The sequence below is a fragment of the Pseudomonas sp. FW215-R2 genome, from assembly GCF_058789255.1.
The window spans coordinates 119,628-145,863 of sequence record NZ_JBYTBO010000012.1 but is presented as its reverse complement, the minus strand read 5'-3'; the positions used below and the strand labels follow the sequence as shown (position 1 = coordinate 145,863).

Genomic DNA, 26,236 nt, shown 5'->3' with positions numbered 1-26,236 from the left:
CGTCAGGATGCCTCGATGATCCCGGCGGCCTGTGTCTTGTGCCGCCGACGTTCGAACCACAGGTAGACCACCGGCGTGGTGTAGAGCGTCAGGATCTGCGAAACCGCCAGACCACCGACAATCGCGATACCCAGCGGCTGACGCAACTCTGAGCCAGCGCCATGCCCGAACGCCAGCGGCACGGCCCCGAGCAACGCGGCCAGCGAGGTCATCAGGATCGGCCGCAAACGCAACAGGCACCCTTCCCTCACGGCTTCCCGAGGCGACAGCCCTCGCTGCTGCGCCTGCAAGGTGAAGTCGACGATCATGATCGCGTTCTTCTTGACGATGCCGATCAGCAGAATGATCCCGATCATCCCCAGCACCGACAGATCCTGCCCGCAAAGCATCAAGGCCAGCAACGCGCCGAAACCGGCGGACGGCAAGGTCGAGATGATCGTCAGCGGGTGGATCGCGTTTTCATACAACACCCCGAGCACGATGTAGACCGTCAGGATCGCCGCCAGAATCAGCCACGGCTGCGACTTCAGCGAATCCTGAAACGCCTGGGCAGTACCCTGGAAACTGCCCACCACCGTGTCGGGCATCGCGACCGCCAGCGACGCCTGATTGATCGCGCTGACCGCTTCGCTCAAGGCGTGCCCTGGCGCGAGGTCGAAGGACAGGGTAATGGCCGGGAACACGCCCTGATGGTTGATGATGATCGGCACCTGCTCGGTCTTGATACTGGCCAGCAGGTTCAGCGGCACCAAGGCTCCGGAACTGGCGCGAACGAACAGATGCTCAAGGGTGGCAGTGGACGTCTGCCAGCTCGGGTCGAGTTCGAGAATCACATGGTTCTGATCCAGTTGAGTGAACATCGTCGCAATCTGCCGCTGACCGAACGCGTCGTACAGCACGTCATCAATCGCTTGAACGGTCACGCCCAGGCGCGCAGCGGTCGGCCGGTCGATCACCAGCGTCGACTGGGCGATCGCCTGTTGCTGGTCAGAGGTGACGTGTTGCAGTTGCGGCAAGGTCTTCAGTTTGGCCAGCAGCACCCCGCTCCAGTGATCCAGCTCGACGCTGTCCGGGTCCTGCAAGGTGTACTGATACTGGGTCTTGCTGGCCCGGCCGCCGATCTGGATGTCCTGGTTGGCCTGCATGAACACCTTGACCCCGGACAACCCGTCGAGCGCCGGTTGCAGGCGCCGGATGACCTCGGCCGCGCTCGCCGTGCGCTCACTGAACGGTTTGAGGTTGATCATCACCTTGCCCTGGCTGACGGTCGGGTTCGGGCCGATCCAGAAATACACCCGCGCCACTGCCGGGTCCTGGCCGATGATCTCGGCCGCCCGGTTGACCTGCGCACGCATGGCGATCGGCGAAATATCCGCCGCCGCTTCCGCGACACCCTGAATCAGACCATTATCCTGCTGCGGGAAGAACCCTTTGGGAATGCCGACATACAGCACCGCCGTGGCCGCCAGCGTAGCGATGGCCACCGCCATGGTCAGGCGTTGATGATCCAGTACCCAGTCCAGACTGCGTCGATAACCGTTGTGCAATCGGTCGAACACGCGCTCGCAGGCCTGGGCAAAGCGCCCCTCCTCCTGATCGGCATGGGGTTTGAGCAGCCATGCGCACAGCATCGGCGTGATGGTCAGGGAGACGATGCCGGACATGATGATCGCGACACTGACCGTCACCGCGAACTCACGCATCAAGCGCCCGACGATGCCGGACATCAACAGAATCGGCAGGAACACCGCGATCAGCGACACCGTCATCGAAACGATGGTGAAACCCACTTCGCGCAAGCCATCGACCGCCGATTGCAGGCGCGACTTGCCCATTTCCAGGTGCCGGACGATGTTTTCCATCACCACAATGGCGTCGTCCACCACGAACCCGACGGCAATCGCCAGGCCCATGATCGACAGGTTGTCGAGGCTGTAACCGAGCAAATACATGACGCCGAACGTGGCCACCAGCGACAGCGGAATGGTCAGGCTGGGAATCAGCGTGGCGGTGGCCTTGCGCAGGAACACGAAGATCACCACGACCACCAGCGCAATCGACAGCAGCAAGGTGAACTGCATGTCATTGACCGACGCTTCGATGGTCTGGGTACGGTCGCCCACCACTTGCACCTGCACGTCGCGAGGCAATGAAGCGGTCAGCTCAGGCAACTTGGCCTTGATTGTGGCGATGGTCGACAGCAGGTTGAAACCCGGCTGCTTGTGAATGTCGACGATGACCGTGGGCTCGCCACCCAGCTGCGCGGCTTGCTGGGTGTCCTCGGCCCCGGCGATCACCCGGCCAAGGTCGCCCAGTTTGATCGGCATGCCGTTCTTGTAAGCGACGACCTGATCGCGATAGTGCTGCGGATCGAGCAACTGGTCGGTCGCGCCAAGGGTGATCGAACGACTCTGGCCATCGAGCGTGCCCTTGGGCTGATCCAGGGTGCTGACGCCAATCACGCTGCGCACATCTTCGAGGGTCAGACCCCGTGCGGCCAGTGCGTCAGGGTCGATCTGCACGCGAACCGCCGGTTTCTGCTCGCCATGGAAATCCACCAGGCCGACGCCGGGCATTTGCGACAGGCGCTGGGCAATGTAGTTGTCGGCGTAGCGATCCAGCTCCGGCAGCGTGCGGGTCGGCGACGTCACCGCCAGCGACAGCACGGTGCCTTCGGCCGGGTTGACCTTGTTGAAGGTCGGCGCGCTGGACATGGTCTTGGGCAGGTTCGGGGTGGCGGTGTTGATCGCTGTTTGTACGTCCTGCGCAGCGCCATCGATATCCCGTGACAGATCGAATTGCAACACGACCTGGGTCTTGCCGGCGGCGCTGGACGAAGTCATCGAAGTGACTTGCGGTACGGCGGCGAAGGCCCGTTCCAGCGGCGTTGCCACCGACGATGCCATGGTTTCGGCGCTGGCCCCCGAGAGTTTCGCGGTGACCTGAATGGTCGGGAAATCCACCGTCGGCAGCGGCGCCACCGGCAATTGGAAGTAAGCGAAAGCCCCCAACAACATGACGCCCAGCGCCAGCAGGCTCAGCCCCACACGCCGTTGAATCAGTCCGGCCAGCGCATTCATTGGGCGGCCTCCGCCAGATCAGCGGTGGTATCAGTCTTGACCGGTACAACCTTCAGCCCCGGTGCGACCCGAGACTGGCCCTGCACCACAACGGTTTCGCCCGCATTCAGGCCTTGGCGAATCCACTGTTTGCCGTCCACCACATTGGCGGCGTCCACCAGACGTGGCTGCACCCGCTGCTCGGCATCGACCACGTAGACGAAATTGCCCTGACGCCCCAATTGCACCGCATCGGCCGGGACAACGGCCACATCGCGGTGGGTCTGCACCAGCAACCGCGCACTGACCAATTCACCCGGCCAGAGTTTGGCGTCAGCGTTGTCGAACTGCGCCTTGAGCTGGATCTGACCGCTGGCCGCCGTCACCTGGCTGTCGATGAAGCTCAGATGCCCATGGGCGATTTCCTGTTGGCCATCCCGGGTCATGGCGACTACTTGCAGGGCGCCTTTGGCGTTCTCTTCGAGGATTTCCGCCAATTCGTCCTGGGACACGGCGAACGCGACGGAGATCGGGTTCATCTGGGTGATCGTCACCAGCCCTGTCGCTTCGGCGCCGTGGGCAATCGCGCCGACATCCAGCAGACGCTGGCCAGTGCGGCCGGTCAGCGGTGCCTTGACCTGAGTGAATTCCAGTTGCAGCCGCGCCGCATCCAGTGCCGCCTGATCGGCCTGCACGGTCGCCTGTTGAGCGGCCAGTTGTGCCCGGTAAGTGTCGACGTCCTGAGTCGGGCCAGCCTTGGCAGCGGCCAGTTTGCTCGCGCGGTCGAGATTGACTCTGAGGTTCGCCAGTTGCGCCTGATCCTTCGCCAGCAATGCCTGAGCCTGAGCGACCTGGGCTTGATAGACCCGCGGATCGATCACCGCCAACAGGCTGCCGGCGGTAACGGTCTGCCCTTCGTTGAACAGCACTTTCTGTAACTCGCCGTCCACCCTCACCCGCACATTGACGCTGTTGAGCGCCTGCACGTTGCCGATGGCACTGATCCACACCGGCAGATCCTGACGGCTGACCTTGCTCATCTGTACCGGGATCGCGCCAGCATCACTTTTTACCGGCGCAGCGTGAGCCTGTTTGATCCATTGAAAACCGCCGACGGCCACCGCCAGCGAAAGTGCCGCGACGCCCAGGAAAACGGCGCGACGACGTGGGTGCAGGACAGTCATGGGTGAGTCACCTGAGCAGAAGAATTGAGAGCGAGGGCATCAGCGGAAAAGTCGCCGCCCAGAGCGCGGAACAGACCGACAGCCGCTTGCAGGTGTTGCAGGCGCACCTGCAGCAGCGTGTCTTCGGCCTGGTATTGCGTGCGCTCGACGATCAGCAGCGTCTGGAAGTCCGTAGAGCCGAGGCGATAGCGAACCTGCGCCAGGCGCGCCGCTTCCCGCGCCGAATCCACCGCCGAGGCGTTCAACGCGTAGCTCTTGTCGAGTTCACGGGCGGCGCTGATCTGGGTTTCGACGTCTTGCAGGGCCTCGACGATCGACTCGCGGTAACTGGCGGTCAGTTCCTTTACGTGGGCCTGATCGAAATGCAGTTGGCCCTTGAGTTGACCGCCGGCGAAAACCGGTTGGCCGAGGGTGCCGATGACGCTCCAGATCTGCCCGCCGGCAAGGGTGTCGATGCCACCCAGCAGGTCCAGCGACAGATTGGGCAGGAACGCGGCGCGGGCGACACCAACGTCGAAGTTGGCGGATTTCAGCCGAGCTTCGGCGGCCTGAATGTCCGGCCGCTGGCGCAGCAGACCGATCGGCAGGCCGGTCACCGGTTGCGGCACTCGCAAGGTACCAAGGCCGTAGCCCTGCAAATGGAACCCTTGCGGTGGCGCCCCCACCAGCACCGCCAGTTGATACAGCGCCTGATCCCGTTGCTGACGCAAGGGCGGCATCGCTGCTTCGAACGTCTGCATGGCGTTGCGCTGCTGGGCGACCTCAAGATTGGAAACCGCGCCCTGACCGGCCTGGATCTCTACCAGATCGAGCACCTGACGGGCGTCGTCGGCGATCGATTGGGCCAGACGCAGGCGCTCTTCCAGCGACAGCACCTGAAAGTAGCTGTCAGCGATGCTCGCGCTCAGGCTCATGCGCAGGGTCTGGGCATCGAACGCCGTCGCGTTGGCCAGCGCCTCGGCCGAATCGGCGGCGGCGCGCTGCTTGCCCCAGAAATCCACTTCATAGGTGGCTTCGGCAAACACACTGCGTTTTTGCGTGGTGCCGTAATTGTTCTGGCGCTGAAAGTTGCCGCTCAGATTCAGCGCCGGATATTGCCCGGCACCCGTGACCTGCGCAGACGCCCGCGCCTCGTCGATACGGCTGATCGCCGCTTTGAGGGTGAAATTGGAGGCCAGCCCGCGATCGATCAACTGATCCAGCTCGGCGCTATGAAACTCGCGCCACCATTGCCCACCCGCCGCCGATTGACCGCCGGAAGCCTCGTTCCACTGCTGGGCCAAGGGCAGTTCGGGTTGCCGATATTCAGGCACCATCGAACAGCCGCCGAGCGTCAGAACGCCCAGCAGGATCAGCGTCGCTGATGATTGAAATGCAACGCGCCGTCTGCGCGCCTTCGTCTTTGAAACCGACATGAGCAAGCTGTCTCCCCCGCTTGAGCCTTTGTGGAGCGATCCACGAATGCGGCGAAGATAGCGAGGGGTGCCTGCCAGAGCGTTCCCCGGCAGATAAACTTTTGTTTAGCCTTGCTCGGGCGTCGTCTGGAAGCTGTAGCCGGCACCGGGCACCGTCTTGATCAGCGAATACTCGAAACCGTCATCGAGTTTGCGCCGCAAGCGATGGATGTGTTTGTCGATGACGTTGTTGTTGGGGTCGAATTCGTAATCCCAGGCGCTGTCGAGCAACATGTCGCGGGTCACGATCTGGCCGCTGTGGCGCATGAGTTTTTCCAGCAACAGGGCTTCGCGATGCTGCAACGCGATGACCTTGCCCCGCCGCACCGCGGTACGCGTGGCGCAGTCCAGTTGCAATTCACCCACGACCAATTGCCGTGCCGGCCCGGCGACCTGATCGCGCCCGCGCAACAAGGCTTCGAGCCGCGCCAGCACTTCGGCGAAGGCATAAGGTTTGGCCAGGTAATCATCACAACCAGCCTGCAAGCCTTCGACTTTCTGCTCGGTCGATGCCTGGGCACTGAGCATCAGGATCGGCACCCGCACCTGCCGGGCGCGCAAGGCCTTGATCAGGCCGATGCCGTCGAGGCCGGGCAAGCGCCGGTCGACGACCAGCACGTCGTGAATGCCTTCCAGCGCCATGTCCAGACCGCTGTTGCCATCGCTGGCGACATCGACCACATGCCCGCTTTCGCTCAACCCGCGCAGCAGATAAGCGGCGGTCTGGGCGTCATCTTCAACCACGAGAATGCGCAAGGCACCTACTCCATCAAGCCAACCTGAACTTTTATTTATCCAGCGGGAACGTGGCGCGACCGCAGGCTTTGCCACACTATGCCATCTCTGCCTGATGATGTGAGTGGTTCAAAAGCCATGACCCATGTTCTGGTCGTCGAGGACGACTTGCCCACCCGCCGCGAAATCGAAGCGGCCCTCACCGACCACGGTTTCACCGTGAGCAGCGTCGACAATGGCCGCGATGGCCTGCTCAAAGCCCTCGGCGAGCCGTTCGACCTGATCGTTCTGGACCGCATGTTGCCCGGCGGTCTCGACGGCCTGGGCGTACTCACCGCGTTGCGGGCCGCCAGCGTGAACACGCCGGTGCTGATTCTCAGCGCCTTGAGTGCGCTGGACGAACGGGTTCGCGGCGTGCGTGCGGGCGGCGACGACTACCTGACCAAACCGTTCGAGTTCATCGAATTGACCGCCCGCCTCGATGCCCTGAACCGGCGTCGCGCCGAACCGGTATCCCAGGTTCAGGAAACCCGTTTGCGAGTCGGCAGTCTGGAAGTCGATCTGCTGAGCCGGACCGTCCGACGCGGCGAGCGCACCATCGATCTGGTGCCCCGGGAATACGCGCTGCTCGAACACCTGGTGCGCCATGCCGATCAGGTGGTCACCCGAACCATGCTGTTCGAAGCGGTGTGGAATTACAGCTATGACGAGCGCACCAACGTCATCGAAGTGCACATGAGCCGATTGCGCCGCAAGGTTGACGGTGACGGCGAACCGCCGATGATCCATACCATTCGTGGAGCCGGGTATGTTCTCCGTTCACCTGAGTGAAATCCCGCGCACCATCAGCTTTCGCACGGCGCTGCTTTTTCTCGGGCTGTTCGGCTGTTCGTTTCTGGCGTTGTTCGGTTACGTCTACTGGCAAACCGCGTTCTACCTGAAAACCGAAGCGGACACGGCCCTCTATCGGCAGGTGGAAAACCGCAGCGCCCAGCCGCCGGAACTGCAATTGCAGGAGATCCGCAAACACGCGCTGCAGGACGTCGAAGCGCGCCTGCCCCACAGCCTGTTCGACGCCGACGGCAAATTCATTGCCGGCGTGATCAAGCAACTGCCGCCCTTCTCCGCCTATGACAAACCGCAGGAATTTCGCTGGCTCAAGTCCAACGGGCATCATCGGCCGGTTCGGTTCATCGTTCATAAACTGGCCGACGGCAAAACCCTGCTGGTCGCCCAGGACGTCCACGACATTCGCGAATTCGACGAGCTGCTGATCAACGCGCTGATCTCCGGCGGCCTGCTGCTGTTGCTGGTCGGGTTGCTCGGCGCCGTGGTGCTGGGTTATTCGGCGCATCGCCGGCTGGATAAAGTCAGCCGCTCGATCAAAGGCATCATCGAGGGCGACCTGACCGGGCGTTTGCCGGTTCAGGGCAACAACGACGACATCGACCGGCTCGCCTCGGTGGTGAACGGCATGCTCGATGAGCTGGAACGACTGATGAGTGAGGTCAAAGGCGTGTGCGACGACATCGCCCACGACCTGCGCACCCCGCTGACCCGCTTGATCGCTGGCCTTGAACGTACACAGCGCCGGGGCCTGGATGAAGCGCAATACGCCGCCAGCATCGACGCGGCACTGACGGAAGCCAAGGCCTTGCTGCTGACCTTCAAGGCTCTGCTGCGGATCTCGGAAATCGAAAACAGCGCCCGACGCAGTCACTTCGCCCCGCTGGACCTGAACCTGATCAGCGCCGATGCCGCCGAGCTGTATGAGCCGTTGGCCGAAGAGCGCGGCATCAGCCTGACCATCGAAAACAGTCAGGCCCCCGCGATCATGGCCGGTGACGCACAACTGCTGTTCGACGCCTTGTGTAACCTGCTCGACAACGCCATCAAGTTCTCGCCCGACCACAGCCAGGTGCGCCTGAGCGTGATCGCCGATCAGGACAGCGTCGGGATTCGCGTCACTGACAACGGACCGGGCATTCCCCCGGCCGAGCGTGAAGCGGTGTTGCGCCGGTTGTACCGCGCGGAATCCAGCCGCCACACCCCGGGCAACGGGTTGGGATTGAGCATGGTGTCGGCGGTTGCGCGCCTGCATGACATGCGGGTGACGGTGAGCGATGCGGCGCCGGGCTGTCGGATTGACTTGCTGGGCAAGGCAACGCCGGTTATCGACCGGCCTTGAAAAACGGGCGCCTGTGGATGCCGCCAGCAGCGCCTGATACCACTCGGCAGATGCCCTGGAAAACACCTTGCACGCAGAATAACGCCGACTATGCTCCCAACAGCTGTCCTACTGGCCATTGGCCTTAAGCGGCTGAACCTCCGGTTTTGCTGTCCGGGCCTCGCAACGCTGATTAGCAAGACGCTATGCACCTGACGACGCCATTGCGGTCGCCGCGGTGTTCCCCAGGAGGGAGTCATGCCTGCACCAGGTCAGTACCTGATCGCAATCGCGGTCTACGATGGCGTGGATCTGCTCGACGTCAGTGTTCCTTACGAGCTGTTCAACTGGATGACTCAGATCGAGTCTTCGCAGAACCCTTCCGCCCCCACCCGCGTCGTGCGGCTGATCTCCCTTCATGGGCCTTCCATCACCACCCGGGACGGCATGACCATCGGTGGAAATCTGCCGACTTTCGATCAACATTCAGAACACATCAGCCTGCTGTGGATCCTTGGCGGTGACCCCGGCGCCTTGCAGCAACTGATGAAAGATTCACACCGTATGACTTGGCTGTTGCAGCAGGGCCAGGCCGCGCAATTTGCCGCATCCGTCTGCGAGGGCGCCTTGCTCGCGGCCGCCGCCGGTTTGCTGGACGGTTACAACGCCACGACTCATTGGGCCTTCATCGCCTGCCTGAAACTCTTCACGCGTATCAACGTAGTGGAAGGCTATCCGCGTTACATCGTCGACGGGCAACGCATTACCGGTGGCGGCATCTCGTCAGGCCTGGACGAGGCCTTGAAAATCATCGCCCTGATCGCCGGGGAGATCGTTGCCCGGACGGTGCAGTTGAGCATTCAGTACAACCCCGATCCGCCCTTCGACAGCGGCGATCCCTCCGTCGCCAGACCGCCGGTCTACACACCCGGCACCGCGCGCACCTGTGAATTCGATGGCATGGCAACGACCATCGCCGAAGTGCTCAAGCGCACAGGCCCCTCCTGACAGCGAGCGTGCAGCAACACTTCTCAAGTTGTTCAGTTGATCAAAGGACACGCGGCCATCGAGGCTGTCGCAGACACTCGCGCAACGACGCAGGGAGCACAACATGGCTTCGCTTCACAGGGTTCTGGCCGGATTGATGATGTGTACAGCCTCCCACGCAGCGCTCGCCGACCTGTCGGCGCAGCCTTTCCTGTCACCGCCCAGGCTTCTTGAAAAGGGCCGGCCCGGCACACTGAAAGCCACCGGACTGGCCGTTGCGCAAACGGGTTGCAATCCGGCAGGCGATATCACCCGCGACGGGCAAACCGTGGAACTCAACCTGCAAGTGCAGAAACGCGAAAACTACATGTACAACCCGGGCAATCCCGATGGCGCCAAGGACAAAGTGATGCTGCGTTCGTATGGCGGCTGCCTGTCGGGGCCGCTCATCGACGTAAGGCCCGGCAACACCCTGCGGGTGCATCTGGACAATCAACTGGATAAAAACGACCCCAGCTGTCCGGGGGGACAGGACCCGGCGAACGGTGACCCCGGCTGCTTCAACACGATCAACCTGCACTATCACGGGATGCACGTTTCGCCAGCGGGCAACAGTGACAACGTGCTATTGAACATCGCGCCGCAAACAAAATTCGAATACGAGATCAACATCCCCACCGATCACCCATCCGGCACTTTCTGGTATCACGCGCACCGGCATGGTTCCACCGCGCTGCAGGTCGCCAGCGGCGCGGCCGGCGCCTTGATTGTGCGCGGCGACCGCCCTTACACCGGCGACAAACCGGGCGACATCGACACCATCCTCAAGGACGCAACCGGGAAGCCGTTTACCGAACAGGTTTTTCTGTTCCAGCAGATTCCCTACGCCTGCTTCAACGACGATGGCACCATCATCACGCAAAAGGATCACACCTGGACGTGCCCCAGCGGCAAGACTGGCGTGGTGGAGAATTTCGACAAGCAGCTCGCTTCGGCCACGGTCTGGGACGAGAGCGGTCGATTCACCAGCATCAACGGCGTGGTGCAACCGACACTGCAAGGCATCGCTGCGGGCGAGATCCAGCGCTGGCGCTTTATTCACGGCGGCATCCACGACACCGTGAACCTGCAGATCGTGCCCATGAACACGGCCAGTCCCAAAGCGAGTCTCGCCCTCAAGGGTGTGCTCGGCGGCACGCCAAAGGAACAGGAAGCGATCATCGCCGACCTGTGCCCGGTGACGGTGCCCGACTCCAGCAAACCGGTCGAGCTTGTCCCGCAATTCGAAATTGCCGCCGACGGGATCACGCGCACGGCGATCCGACCCATAGGCGTGAACAAGAAAAGCATCAGTGGCGGCATCGGCAGCAACTTTCTGCAACCCGGCTATCGCAGTGATTTGCTGCTGATGTTCCCCCGTGACGGCACCTACTGCGTGCTGAACCAGGCGGCAACGCCCGCAGAACGCGCCAACGCCGGGCCTCATGGTGGCCCCGGCGGCCAGGGACCGAACGAAACCCAATTGCTGGCGACGGTCATCGTCACTGGTGGAAAAGTCGTCACCGACGACCCGCAGCGTTATATCCAGCAAGCGCTCTACGACGGCAACAAATCAGACTCATCGCTGCCCACCGAGGCCCTGCAGGGACTGCTGACCGGCAATCTGAAGCCGTGGCGCGGGATGGACGACCTCAAGGGTGCCGTGGTCAACGATGACATTCAGAAGGTCGACTTCTTCATCGGCAATGCGCCATTCCCGCCCTCACCTCCTGCGACCCCACCGTCGAAACCGGGAGAACCATGGACGGGTGCGTTCGGTTTTTTCATCAACTACAAATCCTATGACCCGGACCGGGTCGACTTCACCCGCCAGGTCAACACCACCGATGACTGGGTGCTGACCTCCCAGGGCGAACCCCACATCTTTCACATTCACGTCAACCCGTTCCAGGTGATGGATGTGCTGTACGCCAAGCCCGGCGAGAAGCCCAAAAGCATTTACGGCCCCAATGGCGAATGCCTGGTGCCGGCCGACGAACTGGGACTGCAAAACCAGTACTGCGGGATGTGGCATGAATTCAAGGACACCCTTTTCGTGCAGAACGACTATCAGGTGCTGGTGCGCACTCACTACGACCGCTACATCGGTGAGTTCGTCATCCACTGCCACATCCTCGACCACGAAGACGGCGGCATGATGACCAATATCCGGATCGTCCCGGACCTCAATGCCGCCGGCGGCGGCATCGGCATGGCAGGCATGAAGCACGCAGCGAATCAACCGTCGGGCACCCATCAGCACTGATGGTTAACCCCATTGCACGAAAATTCACGACAAGGAGTCGGGCATGAAAACTACATCGACCTCAACGTCTGTCACCAACCCCACCTGGTACGGACAGATCCGCGACATGTTCACCACCCAGGACCAGCAGCACATGGCCGCGCAAGGCCTGGACCTTGCCAGCTACGAGGCCGTGGTGAATCACGCCGGCGACATCTATCAACAAGTGGCGGTGGGGAACATGCCACCAGGGCGACCCTGGTCCCCTGACTGGGTGAGCACCTTCCTCAACTGGATGAATAACGGCTATCCGAAAGGCGTCCCTGTCACCAGCGCCAACGAAGTGGAGTTCGATGCTCGATTGCTGTCCATTGCGGCAGCCCCGGCCGGCAGGATCCGCAAGGACATCACCACGCTGTCCAGCACTGAACTCAACCTGCTCAAAAAGGCGTTTTCCGGCATCGTAGCCAAGGCCCCGAGTGACCCGAACAGCTATTTCGTCCAGGCCGGCTACCACTGGTTTCCGGCCCCCAATACTTACTGCATGCACCATGTCCCGGGCTACAACCCGTGGCACCGGGCGTATCTGGTCAGTTTCGAAAATGCCCTGAGATCGGTCCCCGGCTGCGAGAGTGTGACGCTGCCCTACTGGGATATCACCACGCCCTTCCCCGACGTGCTCAAAAGCGCGCCCTTCGATACGTACGTGCTGCCACAAGCGGTCAGCCCGGATTACCCCGAAGGCTATAGCACTTCACGTTTTGACTACGACACGATTGCCCAGAACCTGCTGAACAACGGTGTGGCCGACGACGTGAACCGCGCCATGAGCAAGACCGACTGGGAAGACTTCCACGGCTACTGGTCAGACGCCAATTACAACACCATTATCGCGGCCCATGACGGGGGCCATAATTCCATCGGTTCGACCATGGGCGCCCAGGAGGTCGCGGCGTTCGACCCGGTGTTCTGGTTCTTCCACTGCAACTGGGACAGGTTGTTCTGGGAATGGCAGAAAAAGATGCTGGCCACCGACCTGCATGGCTTGCTAACCACCATCAACCAGGACAGCGACCCCTTGAGTTATCAGATCTTCAATGAAGCGGCGCTCCAGTCCCTGAACCCGTTCACCAGCAACCCACCCGAGTTGAACACGCTGGCGATCATCGACTCGGTCGCCCGACTCGACGTTGACTACGGCCCTTCCGCGACAGCCTCGAACGTCGACTTTCTGCCCAAGACCCAGCGCACACTCGCCGCCAACAAACATTTCACGGTCCAGACCAGTCGGGTCAACGTGCGGGTCAGCGGTATCAATCGCCTGAAGATTCCCGGCAGCTTCTCGGTGCACTTGCAGAAAGACGGCAAGACCATCGCAACCCGATCACTGTTTCAGCCGGTGGCGGTTCAAACCTGCGCCAACTGCGTGGCCAACGCCATGAGCCACTTCGACTTCGAGCTGCCGCTGGCCGAGGTATCGGGCGGCAAACTGAGTGTCTGGGTGGAACCGGTGAACAAGAGTTTCGTCGGCGACCGCTTCCCGCAGAAGTTGATGGGTAACCCGGTTATCGATGTGCATCTATTGCTGCAAACGGATTAGCGCTGCTGCTGGACCCTGGCGCCGGAGCCTACGTGATAAGGGCCGGCGCCGACGTTGGGCAGACATCACCTAACAACCCACCGCCCGCAACCATTCAAGCAAATCCGTTTCCAGGCTGCCCGGCTTGAGAGGTGTCGGCGACAGCAAGCAATAATGCGAGCCGTCTTCAACAAACCCTGATGGCGCGACCAGTACGCCGCTCTGGATATCGTCGCGAACCAGGTGCCACGGCCCCATGGCCACACCCAGGCCGGCGACCGCCGCCTGAATGCTGAAATAAAAGTGCTCGAAGGACTGCATCTGCGTCGCCGGAACCGGCTGCCCTGTTGCGGCAGCCCATTCCTGCCAGGCGGTGGGTCGGCTGGTCGTTTGCAGCAGAGGGGCCGTGGCGCGCAGGCATGTCCCCCGTTCATCGAACCACTGACCGACTTTATCCGGCCGACATACCGGCCCGACCTTCTCGGCAAACAGCCTCTCGGCGTGGTAACCGGACGGACGGGGAAAATCGTCTCGCCGAATGGCCAGGTCTATCCCCTGCTCAAAGGAAAAGAGCCCACCGCCGGCCACCAGATGAATGTCCGGGCCACGATGTTGTGCCTGGAACTCACTCCAGCGCGGGATGAGCCACCGCATCAACAGCGTTGGCTCGCAGGACAGGACCAGCCGCCGCGCACGGCGTGCCTCGCTGCGTATCTCGCGGACGGCATGGTTCATCACCCCAAGCCCTTCACTCACTGCTTTCAGCAGTCGTCTTCCAGCGTCCGTCAGGAAAACCCTGCGCTTGCGCCGCTCGAACAGGTCAACGCCCAGGTCCTCTTCAAGCAGGCGCACGGCCCGGCTGATGGCGCCGGGCGTCAGATGCAGTTCATCAGCCGCACGGGCGAAACTTTCAAACCGGCCAGCAGATTCGAAGCAACGCAGCGCCAGCAGAGAAGGCATTCTCGATTCGGATTTCAGTGATTCAAAGTCACCATCTACTTCAGAAATCATCGTTAGTTCCAGCGCACGACATCTGTAAACATGGCTTTCTATCACCAACCACCGCAAGGTTCCACCATGAGCGAATGGATAGCTGTAATCACCATCACATTGCTGGCATGCATCAGCCCCGGGCCGGATTTCGCCATGGTCTCTCGCAACGGCTTGCTGCTGTCTCGACGCGCAGGCGTTCTCACTGCGATGGGCATTGGTTTGGGGGTGCTGGTTCACGTCGGCTATACGCTGCTCGGGCTCGGATGGGTGCTTCAGCAAACGCCCTGGTTGTTCAATGCGCTGAAGCTGGCCGGGGCTGGGTATCTCGTCTATCTGGGCATCAAAATGCTTCGCTCAAGGCCCGATGTTCAGCCGCAGAATGCGCCGCCACCTGCCCTGTCGGATCTGGCCGCGCTGCGTACGGGGTTTCTCACAAACGCGCTGAACCCCAAAACCTCGATTTTCATCGTGAGCCTGTTCATGGGTGTCGTCCGGCCGGACACGGGTCTGGCGGTGCAACTGGCCTATGGACTGTTCATCGCCGGGGCGCATGTGGTGTGGTTCAGTCTGGTTGCGCTGTGCTTTTCGGCCGGAAGAGTGCGCGAGAAGCTGATGGCGGCACGGCTGTGGATTGACCGGGCCTTTGGCGGCCTGCTCGTGAGCTTCGGGATACTGCTGAGCCTCTCTCAACGCTCAGGATGATCCGGCCGCTACACAGCGATACATAACCCCCCGCTGCAGGACACATCCCGGGTACATGCCGATGCAAAAGTGTGGGCCATCGGAACCTTCGTTTCCGACTCCATCACTCACTCAGGCAGGCATTCCCATGATCAATCAAATCGACACCGTGCTGTACACCGGCAAGACCCGCACCACCGGCGGACGCGATGGCGCCTCGCGCAGTTCGGACGGCAACCTGGATATCAAACTGTCGCCACCCGGCTCCGCTGGCAGCGGCACCAACCCGGAGCAATTGCTGGCGGCCGGTTGGTCAGCCTGCTTCATCGGCGCCATGGGCAAGGCCGCTGCCGCATTGAAAATCAAACTGCCGGCCGATGTGGCGGTGGAAACCGAAATCGATCTGGGCAAGACCGGTGATGCATTCTTCCTTCAGGCACGCCTGAATGTCAGCCTGCCGGGGCTTGAAACTTCGGTCGCCCAGACACTGGTGGAGGCCGCGCACCAGACCTGCCCGTACTCCAAGGCCACTCGCGGCAATATCGACGTGACCCTGCGCCTGATCTGAAACAGGTTTACGCCGGTTTCATCCTCAAACGCCCGAAGCACTGCTTCGGGCTTTTTTTTACATCACTCGTGTGCGGCATACCGGCGTGACAGTCAGCGAGAACCGGCCAGCGTCTTGCGCATGAAAACCCGGGCAAATCCGTCCTCGGTGGCGCGATGGGTTTCCACAAAACCGAGCCTTTCATAGATGGCGATGTTCTCGGTCATCCGCTCATGGGTGTACAGCCGCACCGCTTCGCAGCCGGCACTCAACGCATGCTCTTCACAGAACGACATCAGCACTTTGCCCAGGCCTTTGCCCTTGTGCCGAGGCGACACCGCGACGTTGATCAGCAGCAGTTCGTTGCCTTCCTGGCTCATCACCAGCACACCGAGGATTTCATCGTTGTCGGTCAGCACGAACGTATCGGTTTCGCGCAGCACTTGTTCGTAGTCATCGAGCATGGGCGCAGGCTTGCGACCGATTCGCGGGATGTAAGGGCTGTAGGCCTCATCGACCAGCGCGGCGATGGGCACGGCGTCTTCGGATTGAGCACGGCGAAGGGTCTGCAAGGGATGCCTCTTCAGTGACGATGAATAAGACGTTCAGCATGCGATGGATGGCGTTCGTTGCCAACGCCGGGCCTTTGAATTTCTGACAACTCCGGAGCCGATCCCAAGCCTTGCCGTAGCACAATCGAAGCGCTCGAGGATGAACATACGTTCACCAAAAACATCGCCGGATGCGTCTAGTCTGCGGGTTCCAACATAGTGACTACAGGAGTAACCCACCATGTTCTCGCACGAAAGCGTCCCGCTGATCATCCTCTTCATCATCCTGCTGCTTGGCGTGCTGACCGCCGTTCTTCATCCGGTACATGCGTTTTTCAGCTGGCTTCAGAGGCGCAGGCAAAGAGCATCGGCCGGAAATGTGAAAGAGGTGGATGTACGCTGAAGTTCTTTTAATTTGAATGGGGCGGCAATATCGGCTTGATCATCTGCCTGCCTTGAATCCACCAACAACAAAAAGGCCTGCCACTGTGGCAGGCCTTTTCAGTTTCCCGGACGTTATTGCTTGAGGATCAGCAACGGCTCGCCCTTCTTGACGATATAAGTCGCCAGTTCCGAACCCTTTTCGTTGCCGACGTTCTTCGCGATGTGCGCCACGCCCTCCGGGATGAACAGCGAGTCTCCCGCCTTGAGTGTCACCGGTGCCCGGCCTTCCAGCTGATATTCGAAGGTGCCGCTGATCACATAGGCGACTTCAACGCCCGGATGCGCATGCCGGGGCGAAGTGATGCCCGGCTCGAAATCGACCCGCGCCTGAATCACTTCACGATCCGCTGCGCCCAAATCCTGGCGGACGAGATCCGTGCGGCTCAGGCCTTGTTGCCAGCTCTTCGCGGGGGCGGCGGTTTGGGTGTCAGCCGCGTGCGCGAGGCCGGTCATTGAAACGAGTACGGCTGCAGCGGTCATCAGAAGTGTGCGGCGCATGGTGTTGCCCTCTCGGAAATAGTGATGTGTCGACAGTCACTCTGAGCAAGGCATGTACACGGGATGTGTCCTGATATCGGCGTAAGTTACCCCAGTGTGTACGGCGGCGGGATTGATACACGCGCATACAACTCAAAGCACCTGCGACAGCCACTGCCTGAACGCGACGATTTTTTTCGAATCGGCATTTTCATGGGACGTGACGAAGTAGAAACCGGAATCGGATTTCAGCCGCAGATCAAACGGCGCCACCAGCCTTCCGGCCCGCAAGTCGTCCTCGACGTAGGTCGAGCGGCCGATACAGACGCCCTGCCCGTCAATCGCGGCCTGCACCGCCATCATCGCCAGGTCGAAGGTCATGCGCGGGCCTTTGGCCGGGAGCATTGGCTGGCCTGCCGCGTGCAGCCAGTCGCGCCAGTCATTGGCGGTCAGGCCGCTGACTTGCAGCAAAGGGTGATTGATCAGGTCCGCTGGCGCCTTCAAAGCGTTTTCGCCGGTCAACAGTCGCGGGCTGCACACCGGGAAGATCTCGTCGGACATCAACCAGTCGGCCCGCAAACCCGGCCATTCGCCGGTGCCATAGCGGATCGCCGCATCGATGCCGCCCTTGCGAAAATCCACCAGTTCGGTGGACGCGCTGATCCGCACATCGATCTCGGGATGCGCCTCGCGAAATGACGGCAGGCGTGGCAGCAACCATTTGGACGCTACCGAAACCAGGGTACTGATCGTCAGGACGCTGTGGTTATTCGACTCCAGTAACCGTTCGGTGGAGTGCCGCAGCTCCAGAAACGCCGAACGAATCCCGGGAAAGTACGCATTGCCCTCATCGGTCAACGCCAACCCATCTTTCAAGCGCATGAACAGGCGCACACCCAGCTCATCTTCGAGGCGACGGATCTGATGGCTGATCGCGGTTTGCGTGACGTTCAGCTCTTCGGCGGCGCGGGTGAAACTCAAATGGCGAGCCGCACATTCGAAGGCGCGCAATCCGTTGAGTGACGGTAGTCGGGGGAGCATAGGGTTTCTTCAGTCCATGAGATTTTGTCATACGCTAGCACTACAGATGTCCTTTGCGAAGCGGCGCAGCGGTATTGGATTCTGGGCCTTCATCTGAAAGGAGATCCCATGAAACTGTACTTCGCGCCCATGACCTGTTCGCTGTCCCCGCACATCGTGCTGCGTGAACTGGACTTGCCGTTCGAACTGATCCGGGTCAACAACCAGACCAAGCGCACTGCCGACGGCCGGGACTTTCGCGAGATCAATCCGAAGGGCTACGTGGCGGCGCTGATGTTGGAAAACGGTGAAGTGTTGACCGAAGGCCCGGCGATTCTTCAATACCTCGCGGACCGGGTGCCGGGGCATTCGCTGGCCCCGGCCAATGGCACCTGGGAGCGCTCGCGCCTGCAGGAATACCTGAACTTCATCAGTTCGGAAATTCATGGGGGCAGCGCGCCGTTGTTCAGCAGCGAAATCCCGGAATCCACCAAAACGATCTTCAAACACAAACTGTTCAAACGTCTGGATTACCTGAACCGCATCCTCGCGACCCAGCCCTTTCTGATGCAGGTGTTCGGCGTGGCGGATGCCTATCTGTTCACGGTGTTGAAGTGGCTGCCGACATTCAGTATCGCCATTGAAGACTGGCCAGCGCTGGCGAACTACATGACACGTATCGCCGAACGGCCCAGCGTGCGGGCGGCCATCGCGGAAGAAGATGCCACGCAACCGGTTTGAAAACGGCCGGTTGCGTGGTCGTTGTCAGGCCTTGGCGGCCTCGTCGATCAGCGCCGCCACTTCAGCAGCGTGAGAGGCCAGCGAGGCATGACTGGCGTCGAGGGTGATGACTTTCTTCGCGTTGAGCCGGGCGGACATGCGTTTCTGGTTGTCCGGGTGAATCATGTGGTCCTGACTGGAAATCTGATACCAGGACGGTTTGTGCTTCCACGCCGGATCACTGATGACATCGCCGAAGGTGCTGGCCAGCGGCGCTTTCTGCGTCACGGCCATCACCAGCGTCTCATCCGCCGGCAGGTCCTGGCAGAAGCTTTCATGGAATTTGTCGGCCTTGAGCCAGAGGAAACCGTCGCTGTCCGGCGCCAGATTCGGCGCGGCGGCAGGCAGATGTTCCTGGGTGATGCCGCCGGGGCTTTCGCCTTGATCCGGAGCGAACGCGGCGATGTATACCAGCCCGACCACATTCGGTTGATTGCCGGCCTGAGTGATCACCGCCCCACCATACGAGTGCCCGACCAACAGCACCGGCCCGTTCACCTGGGCGATCATTTTGCGGGTGCGCTCGGCGTCGTCGGCCAATGAGGTCAGTGGCATTTCCACGGCCTGAATTGCGCTGTAGCCCTTGCGTGTCAATTCAACAATGACTTTGCCCCAGTGCGCGGCACCGCCCCAGAATCCGTGCACCAGCACAATCGTCGGTTTTTCACTCATGGCGTTTCTCCTGCGGATGATGAAGGTCGATTTACCAATGGCGCACAGGAGTATGGAACGGTTCCGGTGACGTGTCTGCCGGCCAGACCAAAGGTGCGTTTCCAGATGTGAAAGTTGTCGAATGCCTCAACGCGCCTATATTGAAGGGGTTCACGCCCTCCTCCCAACGAGCGCCCATGGCCAGCACCGATCGACTGATCATCTGCGAGCATTGCGACTGCGTGTACAAACACGCCACGCTCGCCAAACATCAGAAAACCCTCTGTTCGCGCTGCGGCGGCGTGCTCCAGCGCTATAGCGGCCTGACCGTGGAACAACGACTGGCCTTGAGTTTCACGGCGGCGATGCTGTGGTTGTTCGCCAATTTCTACCCGGTGATGAGCATCAGCATGCAGGGCCTGAAAAACAGCGCGACCCTGTGGGATTCGGTGTTGGCGCTGAGTCAGGGGCCGATCACCTTCATGGCGATGGTCGCGGCGATCTCGATCATCATCGCCCCGGCCTTTCAGCTGGTTCTGTTGATCTGGGTACTGAGCTTCGCCCTCGCCTCGCGCCGTTGCCCGGCCTTCAAGGTGTGCATGCGCTGGCTGGAAACGCTACGGCCCTGGAGCATGCTCGAAGTGTGTCTGCTCGGCGCCATGGTCGCGGTGTTCAAACTGGCGGGCATGCTCGACGTGATTCCCGGCATCGGCCTGTTTGCGCTGGCCGTGCTCAGCCTGTTGCTGATCCGCATCGCCGGGCGCGACGTGCGTGAACTGTGGGACATCCTATGAAGCGACCACCGACTGCCAGCGAACTCAACCTCTGCCTCTGCCACAGCTGCGGACTGGCCTGCGACATGACCGGCGAGCCCCACCAATGCCCGCGCTGCGACGCCCCGCTGCACCGGCGCAAGACCAACTCGCTCGCCCGCACCTGGGCCTACATGTTCGCTGCCCTGGCGTTTTACGTGCCGGCGAATCTGCTGCCGGTGATGAACACCACGCTGCTCGGCAATGGCGCCGACAGCACCATCATGAGCGGCGTGCTGGAGTTCTGGGAACACGGCGCGTGGGACATTGCCTTGATCATCTTCATCGCCAGCATCGCGGTGCCGGGGGTGAAATTCGTTGCGCTGACGCTGCTGCTGGTGACCGTGCAGCGGGACAGTCACTGGGCACGCCGGGAACGCTCGAAGCTGTACCGATTCGTCGAGTTGATCGGCTACTGGTCGATGCTCGACGTGCTGGTGGTTGCGCTGGTGGCGGCGCTGGTGAAATTCCAGGCCCTGGGGGACATTGAGCCACGACCGGGGATTCTGTTCTTTGGCCTTGTGGTCGTGTTCACGATGTTGTCGGCGATGAGTTTCGACCCGCGTCTGATCTGGGATAACGCGCCGGCCGAAGAAACGGACGAGCCCCGACACTCGACTGAACAAGTGCCGGGGCATTAAGCGCCTTAAATCAGATCAGATCTGCGCGGTGCCGCCGTCGACGAACAACTCGATGCCGTTCACAAAGCTGCTGTCATCCGAGGCCAGGAACAACGCAGCCTTGGCGATTTCGCTCGGCTCACCCAGACGCCCGATCGGCACGATAGATGCCAGTTGATCGAACAGCCCTTGCGTATGTTCCGCCGGCACCAGCCCCGCCAGACCTGGCGTACGCACCGGGCCAGGGCTGATCGCGTTGACGCGGATACGACGAGGTTTCAGATCCAGCAACCACGACCGGGCGAAGTTGCGCACCGCCGCTTTGCTCGCGCTGTAGACACTGAAGTTTTCCGTGCCCTGCACCGAAGTGGTCGATGAGGTCAGCAGGATCGATGCGCCATCGCGCAACAGCGACAACGCCTTCTGCACCGTGAACAATGTGCCCTTCACATTGGCGCCGAAAATCCGGTCGAAATGCTCTTCGGTGATCGAGCCCAGCGGCAACATGTCACCGCCACCGGCATTGGCGAACACGATGTCGAGGTGCCCGGCCTTCTCGGCGATTTCGCGGTAGATGCGATCCAGATCGTCCAGATTCGCCACATCGCCCTGAATGCCGATGGCCCGTGGGCCGATGGCGGCGACCGCTTTATCCAGCTCGGCCTGACGCCGGCCGGTGATGAATACGGTGGCGCCCTGGGAGACGAATTCCTGCGCCGAGGCCAGGCCGATGCCGGTGGTGCCGCCAGTGATCAGTGCGATTTTGCCTTCAAGTCTGTTGCTCATGATGTGTCTCCAATAACCGTTTCAAGGAAGGTGACGGGTCGTAGGTGAGCCGTTGAAAGCGACTTTAGGCCGATGGATTGAATTGAAAAATCCGCCAAATCGGTTTTGTTTGTGCACAGACATGCACAATACTCAGCCCTGCCTTCCCTTCTGAGCCCGAGCCGATGAATCAGTTAATGGCGATCCGCACCTTTGCCCGCGTCGTGGAAAGCGGTTCATTCACCAAAGCCGCCGACTCGCTGAACCTGCCGAAAACCACCGTCAGCAAACTGATCGGGCAACTGGAAAGCCACCTCGGCGTGCGCCTGTTGCAACGCACCACCCGCCGCCTCACCGTCACGGCCGACGGCGCTTCCTACTACCAATTGACGCAACAACTGCTGCATCAACTGGACGACATCGACCAGGGCTTCAGCCAGGCCCAGGGACTGCCGCGCGGCAGGATTCGCGTGGACATCGGCGGCTCGACCGCGACGACGCTGGTGATTCCTGAGCTGCCGAAGTTCTTCGAGCGCTACCCGGATATTCAGATTGATCTGGGCGTCAGCGACCGCCCGGTGGACATGATCAGCGAGCGCGTCGACTGCGTGATTCGCGGCGGCCCGCTGACCGAGCAAACCCTTGCCGTGCGCCGCCTCGGCGAAGTGTCCTGGACCACCTGCGCCACGCTCGACTATCTGCAACGTCACGGCACGCCGAGCCATCCGCAGGAGCTGGCCAACCATCAGATGATCACCTACCGCTCGGCGTCCACCGGGCGCATCCTGCCGTCGAACTTCCAGCGCCACGGCGAACGCCATCAGATCGAAGGCAAAGGCCTGGTCAGCGTCAACGAGAGCAACGCGCACCTGGCAGCCGGGCTGGCGGGACTGGGGATCATCCACACCTTCAGCTACACGGTCAGGGCCGCCATCGAGCGCGGCGAACTGGTGCCGATCCTCACGGACTGGCGGCCACAGGCGTATCCGTTTCATCTGCTGTATCCGCCGAACCGGCATTTGAGCAATCGGGTGCGAGTGTTTATCGATTGGCTGGTGGAGCGTTTTGCTCAGGTCGACTGAGCCCTCGCAATCGCGCCGTTTCGTCTAACCTGACTTTGCACCCGATGACGAATGTCATCACCCGCGCATCGATCCAGACGACCACGAAACGGAGAACTCCATGCTCAAGCGAACCCTGGCACTGACCGCTGGTTTGGCCCTGTCCCTGTCCGCCGTGCTGGCGCACGCCGCGGACGTGTTGAAGGTCAGCGCGATTCCCGACGAAGCCCCGACCGAACTGCTGCGCAAGTTCGAGCCGCTGGGGGCTTACCTGGAGCAGAAACTGGGCATGAAAGTCGAGTTCGTGCCGGTGGCCGACTACCCGGCGGTGGTCGAAGCGTTGGCCACCAACCGCCTCGACATGGCGTGGCTCGGCGGTTTCACCTTCGTCCAGGCACAGCTGAAAAGTGATCCCAAGGTCATCCCATTGGTCCAACGCGAGCAGGACGCGCAGTTCACCAGCAAATTCATCACCGCCGACCCGAACGTCAAAAGCCTCGCCGACCTGAAAGGCAAAACCTTCGCGTTCGGTTCGGTGTCGTCCACGTCCGGCAGCCTGATGCCGCGCTATTTCATGCTCAAGGACGGCATCAAACCGGAAAGCTATTTCAGCCGCGTCGGCTACTCCGGCGCCCACGACGCCACCGTCGCCTGGGTACAGGCCGGCAAGGTCGACGCCGGTGTACTGAACGCCAGCGTCTGGCAGAAACTGGTGGACGCCGGCAAGGTCGACACCAACAAGGTCAAGGTCTTCGCCACCACCCCGACCTACTTCGATTACAACTGGACCGTGCGCGGCACCCTCGACCCGGCGCTCGCGGCGAAGATCAAACAGGCCTTCCTTGACCTCGACCCGGCCAACCCCGAGCAGAAGAAAATCCTCGACCTGCAAGCCGCCAGCCGCTTCATCGCCACCAGCCCGGACAACTACAAAGGCATCGAGGAAGCCGCCCGCGCCGCCGAATTGCTGAAATGACCTTGCGCCTCCAGCAGGGTTTTCTGCGCCACACCCATGGCGTCGAAGCCCTGCGCGGCGTGGATTTGCAGATCGAGGCCGGCGAACAGGTGGCGATCATCGGCCCGTCCGGCGCCGGCAAATCGAGTCTGTTGAACCTGCTGGCCACCGCCATTCGGCCCAGCAGCGGCGACATCGAAGTGCTGGGCGAGCGCGCCTGGTACTTGTCCGCCCGACAGCGGCAACGGCTGCGCGCACGCATCGGCCTGATCCATCAGGCGCCACCCCTGCCGCCCCGGCAACGGGTGGTGACGGCGGTGCTGGCCGGCAAACTCGGACAATGGAGCCTGGGCAAAAGCCTGATCAACCTGCTGCATCCGCTCGACGTGCCCGGCGCTCGCGCGGCATTGGCGCGACTGGATCTGGCGGACAAACTCTTCAGCCAATGCCAGCAACTGTCCGGCGGGCAATTGCAGCGCGTCGGCATTGCCCGCGTTTTGTATCAGGCGCCGGAAGTGTTACTGGCTGACGAGCCGGTCTCGGCCATGGACCCGGTACTGGCCGGGCACACGCTGACGATCCTGTCGCGCCATGCCCGGGAGCACAACGTCACGCTGGTCGCGAGCCTGCATGCGGTGGAACTGGCGCTGGCGCACTTCCCGCGCATCATCGGTTTGCGCGAGGGGCAAATCCTCTTCGACTGCCCGTCCGCGCAGGTCAGCCGCGAGATGCTCGACACCCTCTACGCCAATGAACAACTGCAATCCCCGGCGCCGACCGTGCCGCCGCTGGTTGTGCAGATTCCCCGATGCTGAGCGCCGACACCCGCGACCCCGCCGCGCTGCCACGGCTGCTGCTGACCGTGCTGGCGATTGCCTTGCTGTGGCCGGGGATTCAGCTCAGCGAGCTGGATGTGGGGGTGCTGTTGCGCGCCGACAATCAGAACGAAATCGGCCGGTTTGTCTCGACGTTCTGGCCTCCGGAACATGATCGGGAGTTTCTTCAACTACTGCTCAAAGCCACCCTGCAAACCCTGGCCATCGCCACCGCCGGCATGGCCATGGCCCTGTTGCTGGCGGTGCCGGCCAGCCTGCTCGCCAGCCGCGCCTTGTCGCTGTCCGCCGCCTCCCGCAGCGGCCACCCGAGCCTTTTGGGCCGACTGCTGCGCTGGCCGGTGCGCGGGCTGCTGATCTTCCTGCGCAGCGTGCCGGAAATCGTCTGGGCGCTGCTGTTCGTGCGCGCCGTCGGTCTCGGCCCGGCAGCGGGCGTACTGGCGATCGCGATCACCTACAGCGGCATGCTCGGTAAGGTCTACGCCGAAATCTTCGAATCCACCGACCAACGCCCGGCCCACGCCCTGCTCCAGGCCGGCAGCGGACGCCTGGCCAGTTTCGCCTACGGCGTCCTGCCCAACGTCGCGGCAGAACTGCTCTCCTACACCGTCTATCGCTGGGAATGCGCCATCCGCGCCTCGGTGGTGATGGGCTTCGTCGGCGCCGGCGGCCTCGGCCAACAGATCGACCTGTCGATCCGCATGTTCGCCGGCGGCGAAGTCGCCAGCATGCTCCTGACCTTCCTCCTGCTCGTCCTCGGCGCCGACCAACTCAGCCGCCTGCTGCGCTGGAGGCTGGCATGAAACGCCTGATCAACCCGCTGCTGATCCTCGCCATCGTCGCCGCCGTCATTGCCTCATTCGCCTACCTTGGCCTCGACCTCGAAGAACTCGGCAGTGCTACCAGCCTTAAACAAATGGGCTCGTACGTGGGCCGCTTTCTCAGCCCCGACCTCAGCCCCGGTTACCTGAGCGCCATCCTTCGCGGCTCGATGGAAACCCTCGCCATGTCCGCCCTCGGCACCCTCCTCGCTGCCGTGCTGGGACTGCTATTGGCGCTTCCCGCTGCTGGCCGGTTTGGCTGGTTTTTTCAGAGTGCTGCCCGCCTGCTGCTCAATGCCCTGCGCGCCATTCCCGAACTGGTGTGGGCTGCGTTGATGGTGCTTGCGGCCGGGCTTGGGCCGAATGCCGGGACACTGGCACTGGCTCTGCACACCACGGGCGTGTTGGGGCGGTTGTTTGCTGAAGCGTTGGAGAACACGCCGCCGGAACCGGCGAAGGCGATTCGGTTGCAAGGGGGGAATCCGGTTTTGGCGTTTTGCTACGGCACGTTGCCGAATTTGGCGCCGCAGTTGCTGGCGTATTGTTTGTATCGGTGGGAGAACAATATTCGGATGGCCAGCGTGCTGGGGTTTGTCGGAGCTGGGGGGTTGGGGCAGATGTTGTATGTGAGCTTGAGTTTGTTTCAGGAGGCGCAGGCGGGGACGGTGATTTTGGCGATGTTGGGGTTGGTGTTTGCGGTCGACTCTTTGAGTGCTTGGAGTCGGGGGCGGTGGGTTAAGGCGTAAGTTGGATAGTAAAACCTAGTAAACGCAGGA

The 26,236-nt window shown here is 61.7% G+C and carries 26 protein-coding genes; 16 read left to right on the top strand and 10 right to left on the bottom strand.

Translation table 11 applies throughout. The annotated features are described in order from the left end of the window. Window positions 1-2 precede the first annotated feature (2 nt). The 4 genes from AC3WRD_RS18190 to AC3WRD_RS18175 all read right to left on the bottom strand — a co-directional run bounded on the left by AC3WRD_RS18190 (window position 3) and on the right by AC3WRD_RS18175 (window position 6,453). The gene (locus AC3WRD_RS18190; protein ID WP_102622294.1) at window positions 3-3,080 is read right to left on the bottom strand and encodes an efflux RND transporter permease subunit; all 3,078 of its coding nucleotides are present in this window, start codon (window positions 3,078-3,080) and stop codon (window positions 3-5) included. After that, window positions 3,077-4,243 (bottom strand): efflux RND transporter periplasmic adaptor subunit, encoded by a 1,167-nt coding sequence (locus AC3WRD_RS18185; protein WP_102622293.1) that lies wholly within the window; start codon window positions 4,241-4,243, stop codon window positions 3,077-3,079. The genes AC3WRD_RS18190 and AC3WRD_RS18185 overlap by 4 nt, the downstream gene beginning before the upstream one ends. Then, window positions 4,240-5,658, bottom strand: a complete 1,419-nt coding sequence (locus AC3WRD_RS18180) for an efflux transporter outer membrane subunit (protein WP_102622292.1) — start codon at window positions 5,656-5,658, stop codon at window positions 4,240-4,242. Before AC3WRD_RS18180 ends, AC3WRD_RS18185 begins: the two co-directional genes overlap by 4 nt. Window positions 5,659-5,763: 105 nt before the next feature. Beyond that, window positions 5,764-6,453, bottom strand: a complete 690-nt coding sequence (locus tag AC3WRD_RS18175) for a response regulator transcription factor (protein WP_096821784.1) — start codon at window positions 6,451-6,453, stop codon at window positions 5,764-5,766. 117 nt (window positions 6,454-6,570) lie between these two features. Here AC3WRD_RS18175 and AC3WRD_RS18170 point away from each other — a divergent pair, with 117 nt between their 5' ends. From AC3WRD_RS18170 to AC3WRD_RS18150, 5 genes are all read left to right on the top strand, one after another. After that, the gene (locus AC3WRD_RS18170; protein ID WP_102622291.1) at window positions 6,571-7,263 is read left to right on the top strand and encodes a response regulator transcription factor; all 693 of its coding nucleotides are present in this window, start codon (window positions 6,571-6,573) and stop codon (window positions 7,261-7,263) included. Next, complete coding sequence (locus AC3WRD_RS18165; protein ID WP_102622290.1) at window positions 7,241-8,620, top strand: sensor histidine kinase; 1,380 nt, start codon at window positions 7,241-7,243, stop codon at window positions 8,618-8,620. Before AC3WRD_RS18170 ends, AC3WRD_RS18165 begins: the two co-directional genes overlap by 23 nt. A 237-nt stretch (window positions 8,621-8,857) precedes the next feature. After that, a complete protein-coding gene (locus tag AC3WRD_RS18160; RefSeq protein ID WP_102622289.1) occupies window positions 8,858-9,607 on the top strand; it encodes a DJ-1/PfpI family protein in 750 nt (249 codons plus the stop codon). 103 nt (window positions 9,608-9,710) lie between these two features. Next, complete coding sequence (locus AC3WRD_RS18155; protein ID WP_102622288.1) at window positions 9,711-11,891, top strand: multicopper oxidase family protein; 2,181 nt, start codon at window positions 9,711-9,713, stop codon at window positions 11,889-11,891. 43 nt (window positions 11,892-11,934) lie between these two features. Beyond that, a complete protein-coding gene (locus tag AC3WRD_RS18150; protein ID WP_102622287.1) occupies window positions 11,935-13,470 on the top strand; it encodes a tyrosinase family protein in 1,536 nt (511 codons plus the stop codon). A 69-nt stretch (window positions 13,471-13,539) separates the two neighbouring features. Here AC3WRD_RS18150 and AC3WRD_RS18145 read toward each other — a convergent pair whose 3' ends face one another. After that, window positions 13,540-14,460, bottom strand: coding sequence for a LysR family transcriptional regulator (locus tag AC3WRD_RS18145; protein WP_102622286.1), 921 nt, complete (start codon window positions 14,458-14,460; stop codon window positions 13,540-13,542). A gap of 66 nt (window positions 14,461-14,526) precedes the next feature. On the opposite strand from AC3WRD_RS18145, the gene AC3WRD_RS18140 reads away from it, so the two are divergent. Further along, complete coding sequence (locus AC3WRD_RS18140) at window positions 14,527-15,144, top strand: LysE family translocator (protein WP_102622285.1); 618 nt, start codon at window positions 14,527-14,529, stop codon at window positions 15,142-15,144. A gap of 127 nt (window positions 15,145-15,271) precedes the next feature. Then, a complete protein-coding gene (locus tag AC3WRD_RS18135; RefSeq protein ID WP_102622284.1) occupies window positions 15,272-15,691 on the top strand; it encodes an organic hydroperoxide resistance protein in 420 nt (139 codons plus the stop codon). Window positions 15,692-15,783: 92 nt separating this feature from the next. Here the strand turns inward: AC3WRD_RS18135 and AC3WRD_RS18130 are convergent, their stop codons facing one another. Then, the gene (locus AC3WRD_RS18130) at window positions 15,784-16,242 is read right to left on the bottom strand and encodes a GNAT family N-acetyltransferase (RefSeq protein ID WP_102622283.1); all 459 of its coding nucleotides are present in this window, start codon (window positions 16,240-16,242) and stop codon (window positions 15,784-15,786) included. A 220-nt stretch (window positions 16,243-16,462) separates the two neighbouring features. Between AC3WRD_RS18130 and AC3WRD_RS18125 the strand changes: the two genes are divergently transcribed. Further along, entirely contained in the window at window positions 16,463-16,624 is a 162-nt protein-coding gene (locus AC3WRD_RS18125) for a hypothetical protein (protein WP_173861392.1), read from the top strand. A 113-nt stretch (window positions 16,625-16,737) separates the two neighbouring features. Here AC3WRD_RS18125 and AC3WRD_RS18120 read toward each other — a convergent pair whose 3' ends face one another. Together AC3WRD_RS18120 and AC3WRD_RS18115 are read right to left on the bottom strand one after the other, a co-directional pair. Next, window positions 16,738-17,163: a cupin domain-containing protein gene (locus AC3WRD_RS18120; protein WP_102622282.1), complete on the bottom strand. Its 426-nt coding sequence runs from the start codon at window positions 17,161-17,163 to the stop codon at window positions 16,738-16,740. A gap of 132 nt (window positions 17,164-17,295) precedes the next feature. After that, the gene (locus AC3WRD_RS18115) at window positions 17,296-18,183 is read right to left on the bottom strand and encodes a transcriptional regulator GcvA (RefSeq protein WP_102622281.1); all 888 of its coding nucleotides are present in this window, start codon (window positions 18,181-18,183) and stop codon (window positions 17,296-17,298) included. 108 nt (window positions 18,184-18,291) lie between these two features. Between AC3WRD_RS18115 and gstA the strand changes: the two genes are divergently transcribed. Then, window positions 18,292-18,903 carry a glutathione transferase GstA gene (gene gstA / locus AC3WRD_RS18110; protein WP_102622280.1) on the top strand — a complete coding sequence of 204 codons (612 nt, stop codon included), beginning with the start codon at window positions 18,292-18,294 and terminating at the stop codon, window positions 18,901-18,903. Between the two features lie 24 nt (window positions 18,904-18,927). Here the strand turns inward: gstA and AC3WRD_RS18105 are convergent, their stop codons facing one another. After that, window positions 18,928-19,614 carry an alpha/beta hydrolase gene (locus AC3WRD_RS18105; protein WP_102622279.1) on the bottom strand — a complete coding sequence of 229 codons (687 nt, stop codon included), beginning with the start codon at window positions 19,612-19,614 and terminating at the stop codon, window positions 18,928-18,930. 176 nt (window positions 19,615-19,790) lie between these two features. On the opposite strand from AC3WRD_RS18105, the gene AC3WRD_RS18100 reads away from it, so the two are divergent. Both AC3WRD_RS18100 and AC3WRD_RS18095 read left to right on the top strand, forming a co-directional pair. Further along, on the top strand, window positions 19,791-20,387 hold the full coding sequence (locus AC3WRD_RS18100; protein ID WP_102622278.1) for a paraquat-inducible protein A: 597 nt from the start codon (window positions 19,791-19,793) through the stop codon (window positions 20,385-20,387). Beyond that, a complete protein-coding gene (locus AC3WRD_RS18095) occupies window positions 20,384-21,046 on the top strand; it encodes a paraquat-inducible protein A (RefSeq protein WP_102622277.1) in 663 nt (220 codons plus the stop codon). Before AC3WRD_RS18100 ends, AC3WRD_RS18095 begins: the two co-directional genes overlap by 4 nt. Before the next feature lie 15 nt (window positions 21,047-21,061). Here AC3WRD_RS18095 and AC3WRD_RS18090 read toward each other — a convergent pair whose 3' ends face one another. Continuing rightward, window positions 21,062-21,811, bottom strand: coding sequence for an SDR family NAD(P)-dependent oxidoreductase (locus tag AC3WRD_RS18090; RefSeq protein WP_102622276.1), 750 nt, complete (start codon window positions 21,809-21,811; stop codon window positions 21,062-21,064). A 164-nt stretch (window positions 21,812-21,975) separates the two neighbouring features. Here AC3WRD_RS18090 and AC3WRD_RS18085 point away from each other — a divergent pair, with 164 nt between their 5' ends. The 5 genes from AC3WRD_RS18085 (at window position 21,976) to phnE (ending at window position 26,206) form a co-directional block, all read left to right on the top strand. Beyond that, the gene (locus tag AC3WRD_RS18085; RefSeq protein WP_102622275.1) at window positions 21,976-22,872 is read left to right on the top strand and encodes a LysR family transcriptional regulator; all 897 of its coding nucleotides are present in this window, start codon (window positions 21,976-21,978) and stop codon (window positions 22,870-22,872) included. Between the two features lie 100 nt (window positions 22,873-22,972). Then, complete coding sequence (locus AC3WRD_RS18080; protein ID WP_102622274.1) at window positions 22,973-23,827, top strand: putative selenate ABC transporter substrate-binding protein; 855 nt, start codon at window positions 22,973-22,975, stop codon at window positions 23,825-23,827. Next, window positions 23,824-24,621 carry a phosphonate ABC transporter ATP-binding protein gene (locus AC3WRD_RS18075; protein ID WP_102622273.1) on the top strand — a complete coding sequence of 266 codons (798 nt, stop codon included), beginning with the start codon at window positions 23,824-23,826 and terminating at the stop codon, window positions 24,619-24,621. The genes AC3WRD_RS18080 and AC3WRD_RS18075 overlap by 4 nt, the downstream gene beginning before the upstream one ends. Beyond that, window positions 24,615-25,442 (top strand): PhnE/PtxC family ABC transporter permease, encoded by an 828-nt coding sequence (locus AC3WRD_RS18070; RefSeq protein ID WP_102622272.1) that lies wholly within the window; start codon window positions 24,615-24,617, stop codon window positions 25,440-25,442. The genes AC3WRD_RS18075 and AC3WRD_RS18070 overlap by 7 nt, the downstream gene beginning before the upstream one ends. Beyond that, complete coding sequence (gene phnE / locus AC3WRD_RS18065) at window positions 25,439-26,206, top strand: phosphonate ABC transporter, permease protein PhnE (protein WP_102622271.1); 768 nt, start codon at window positions 25,439-25,441, stop codon at window positions 26,204-26,206. Before AC3WRD_RS18070 ends, phnE begins: the two co-directional genes overlap by 4 nt. The last annotated feature ends 30 nt before the right edge of the window (window positions 26,207-26,236 follow it).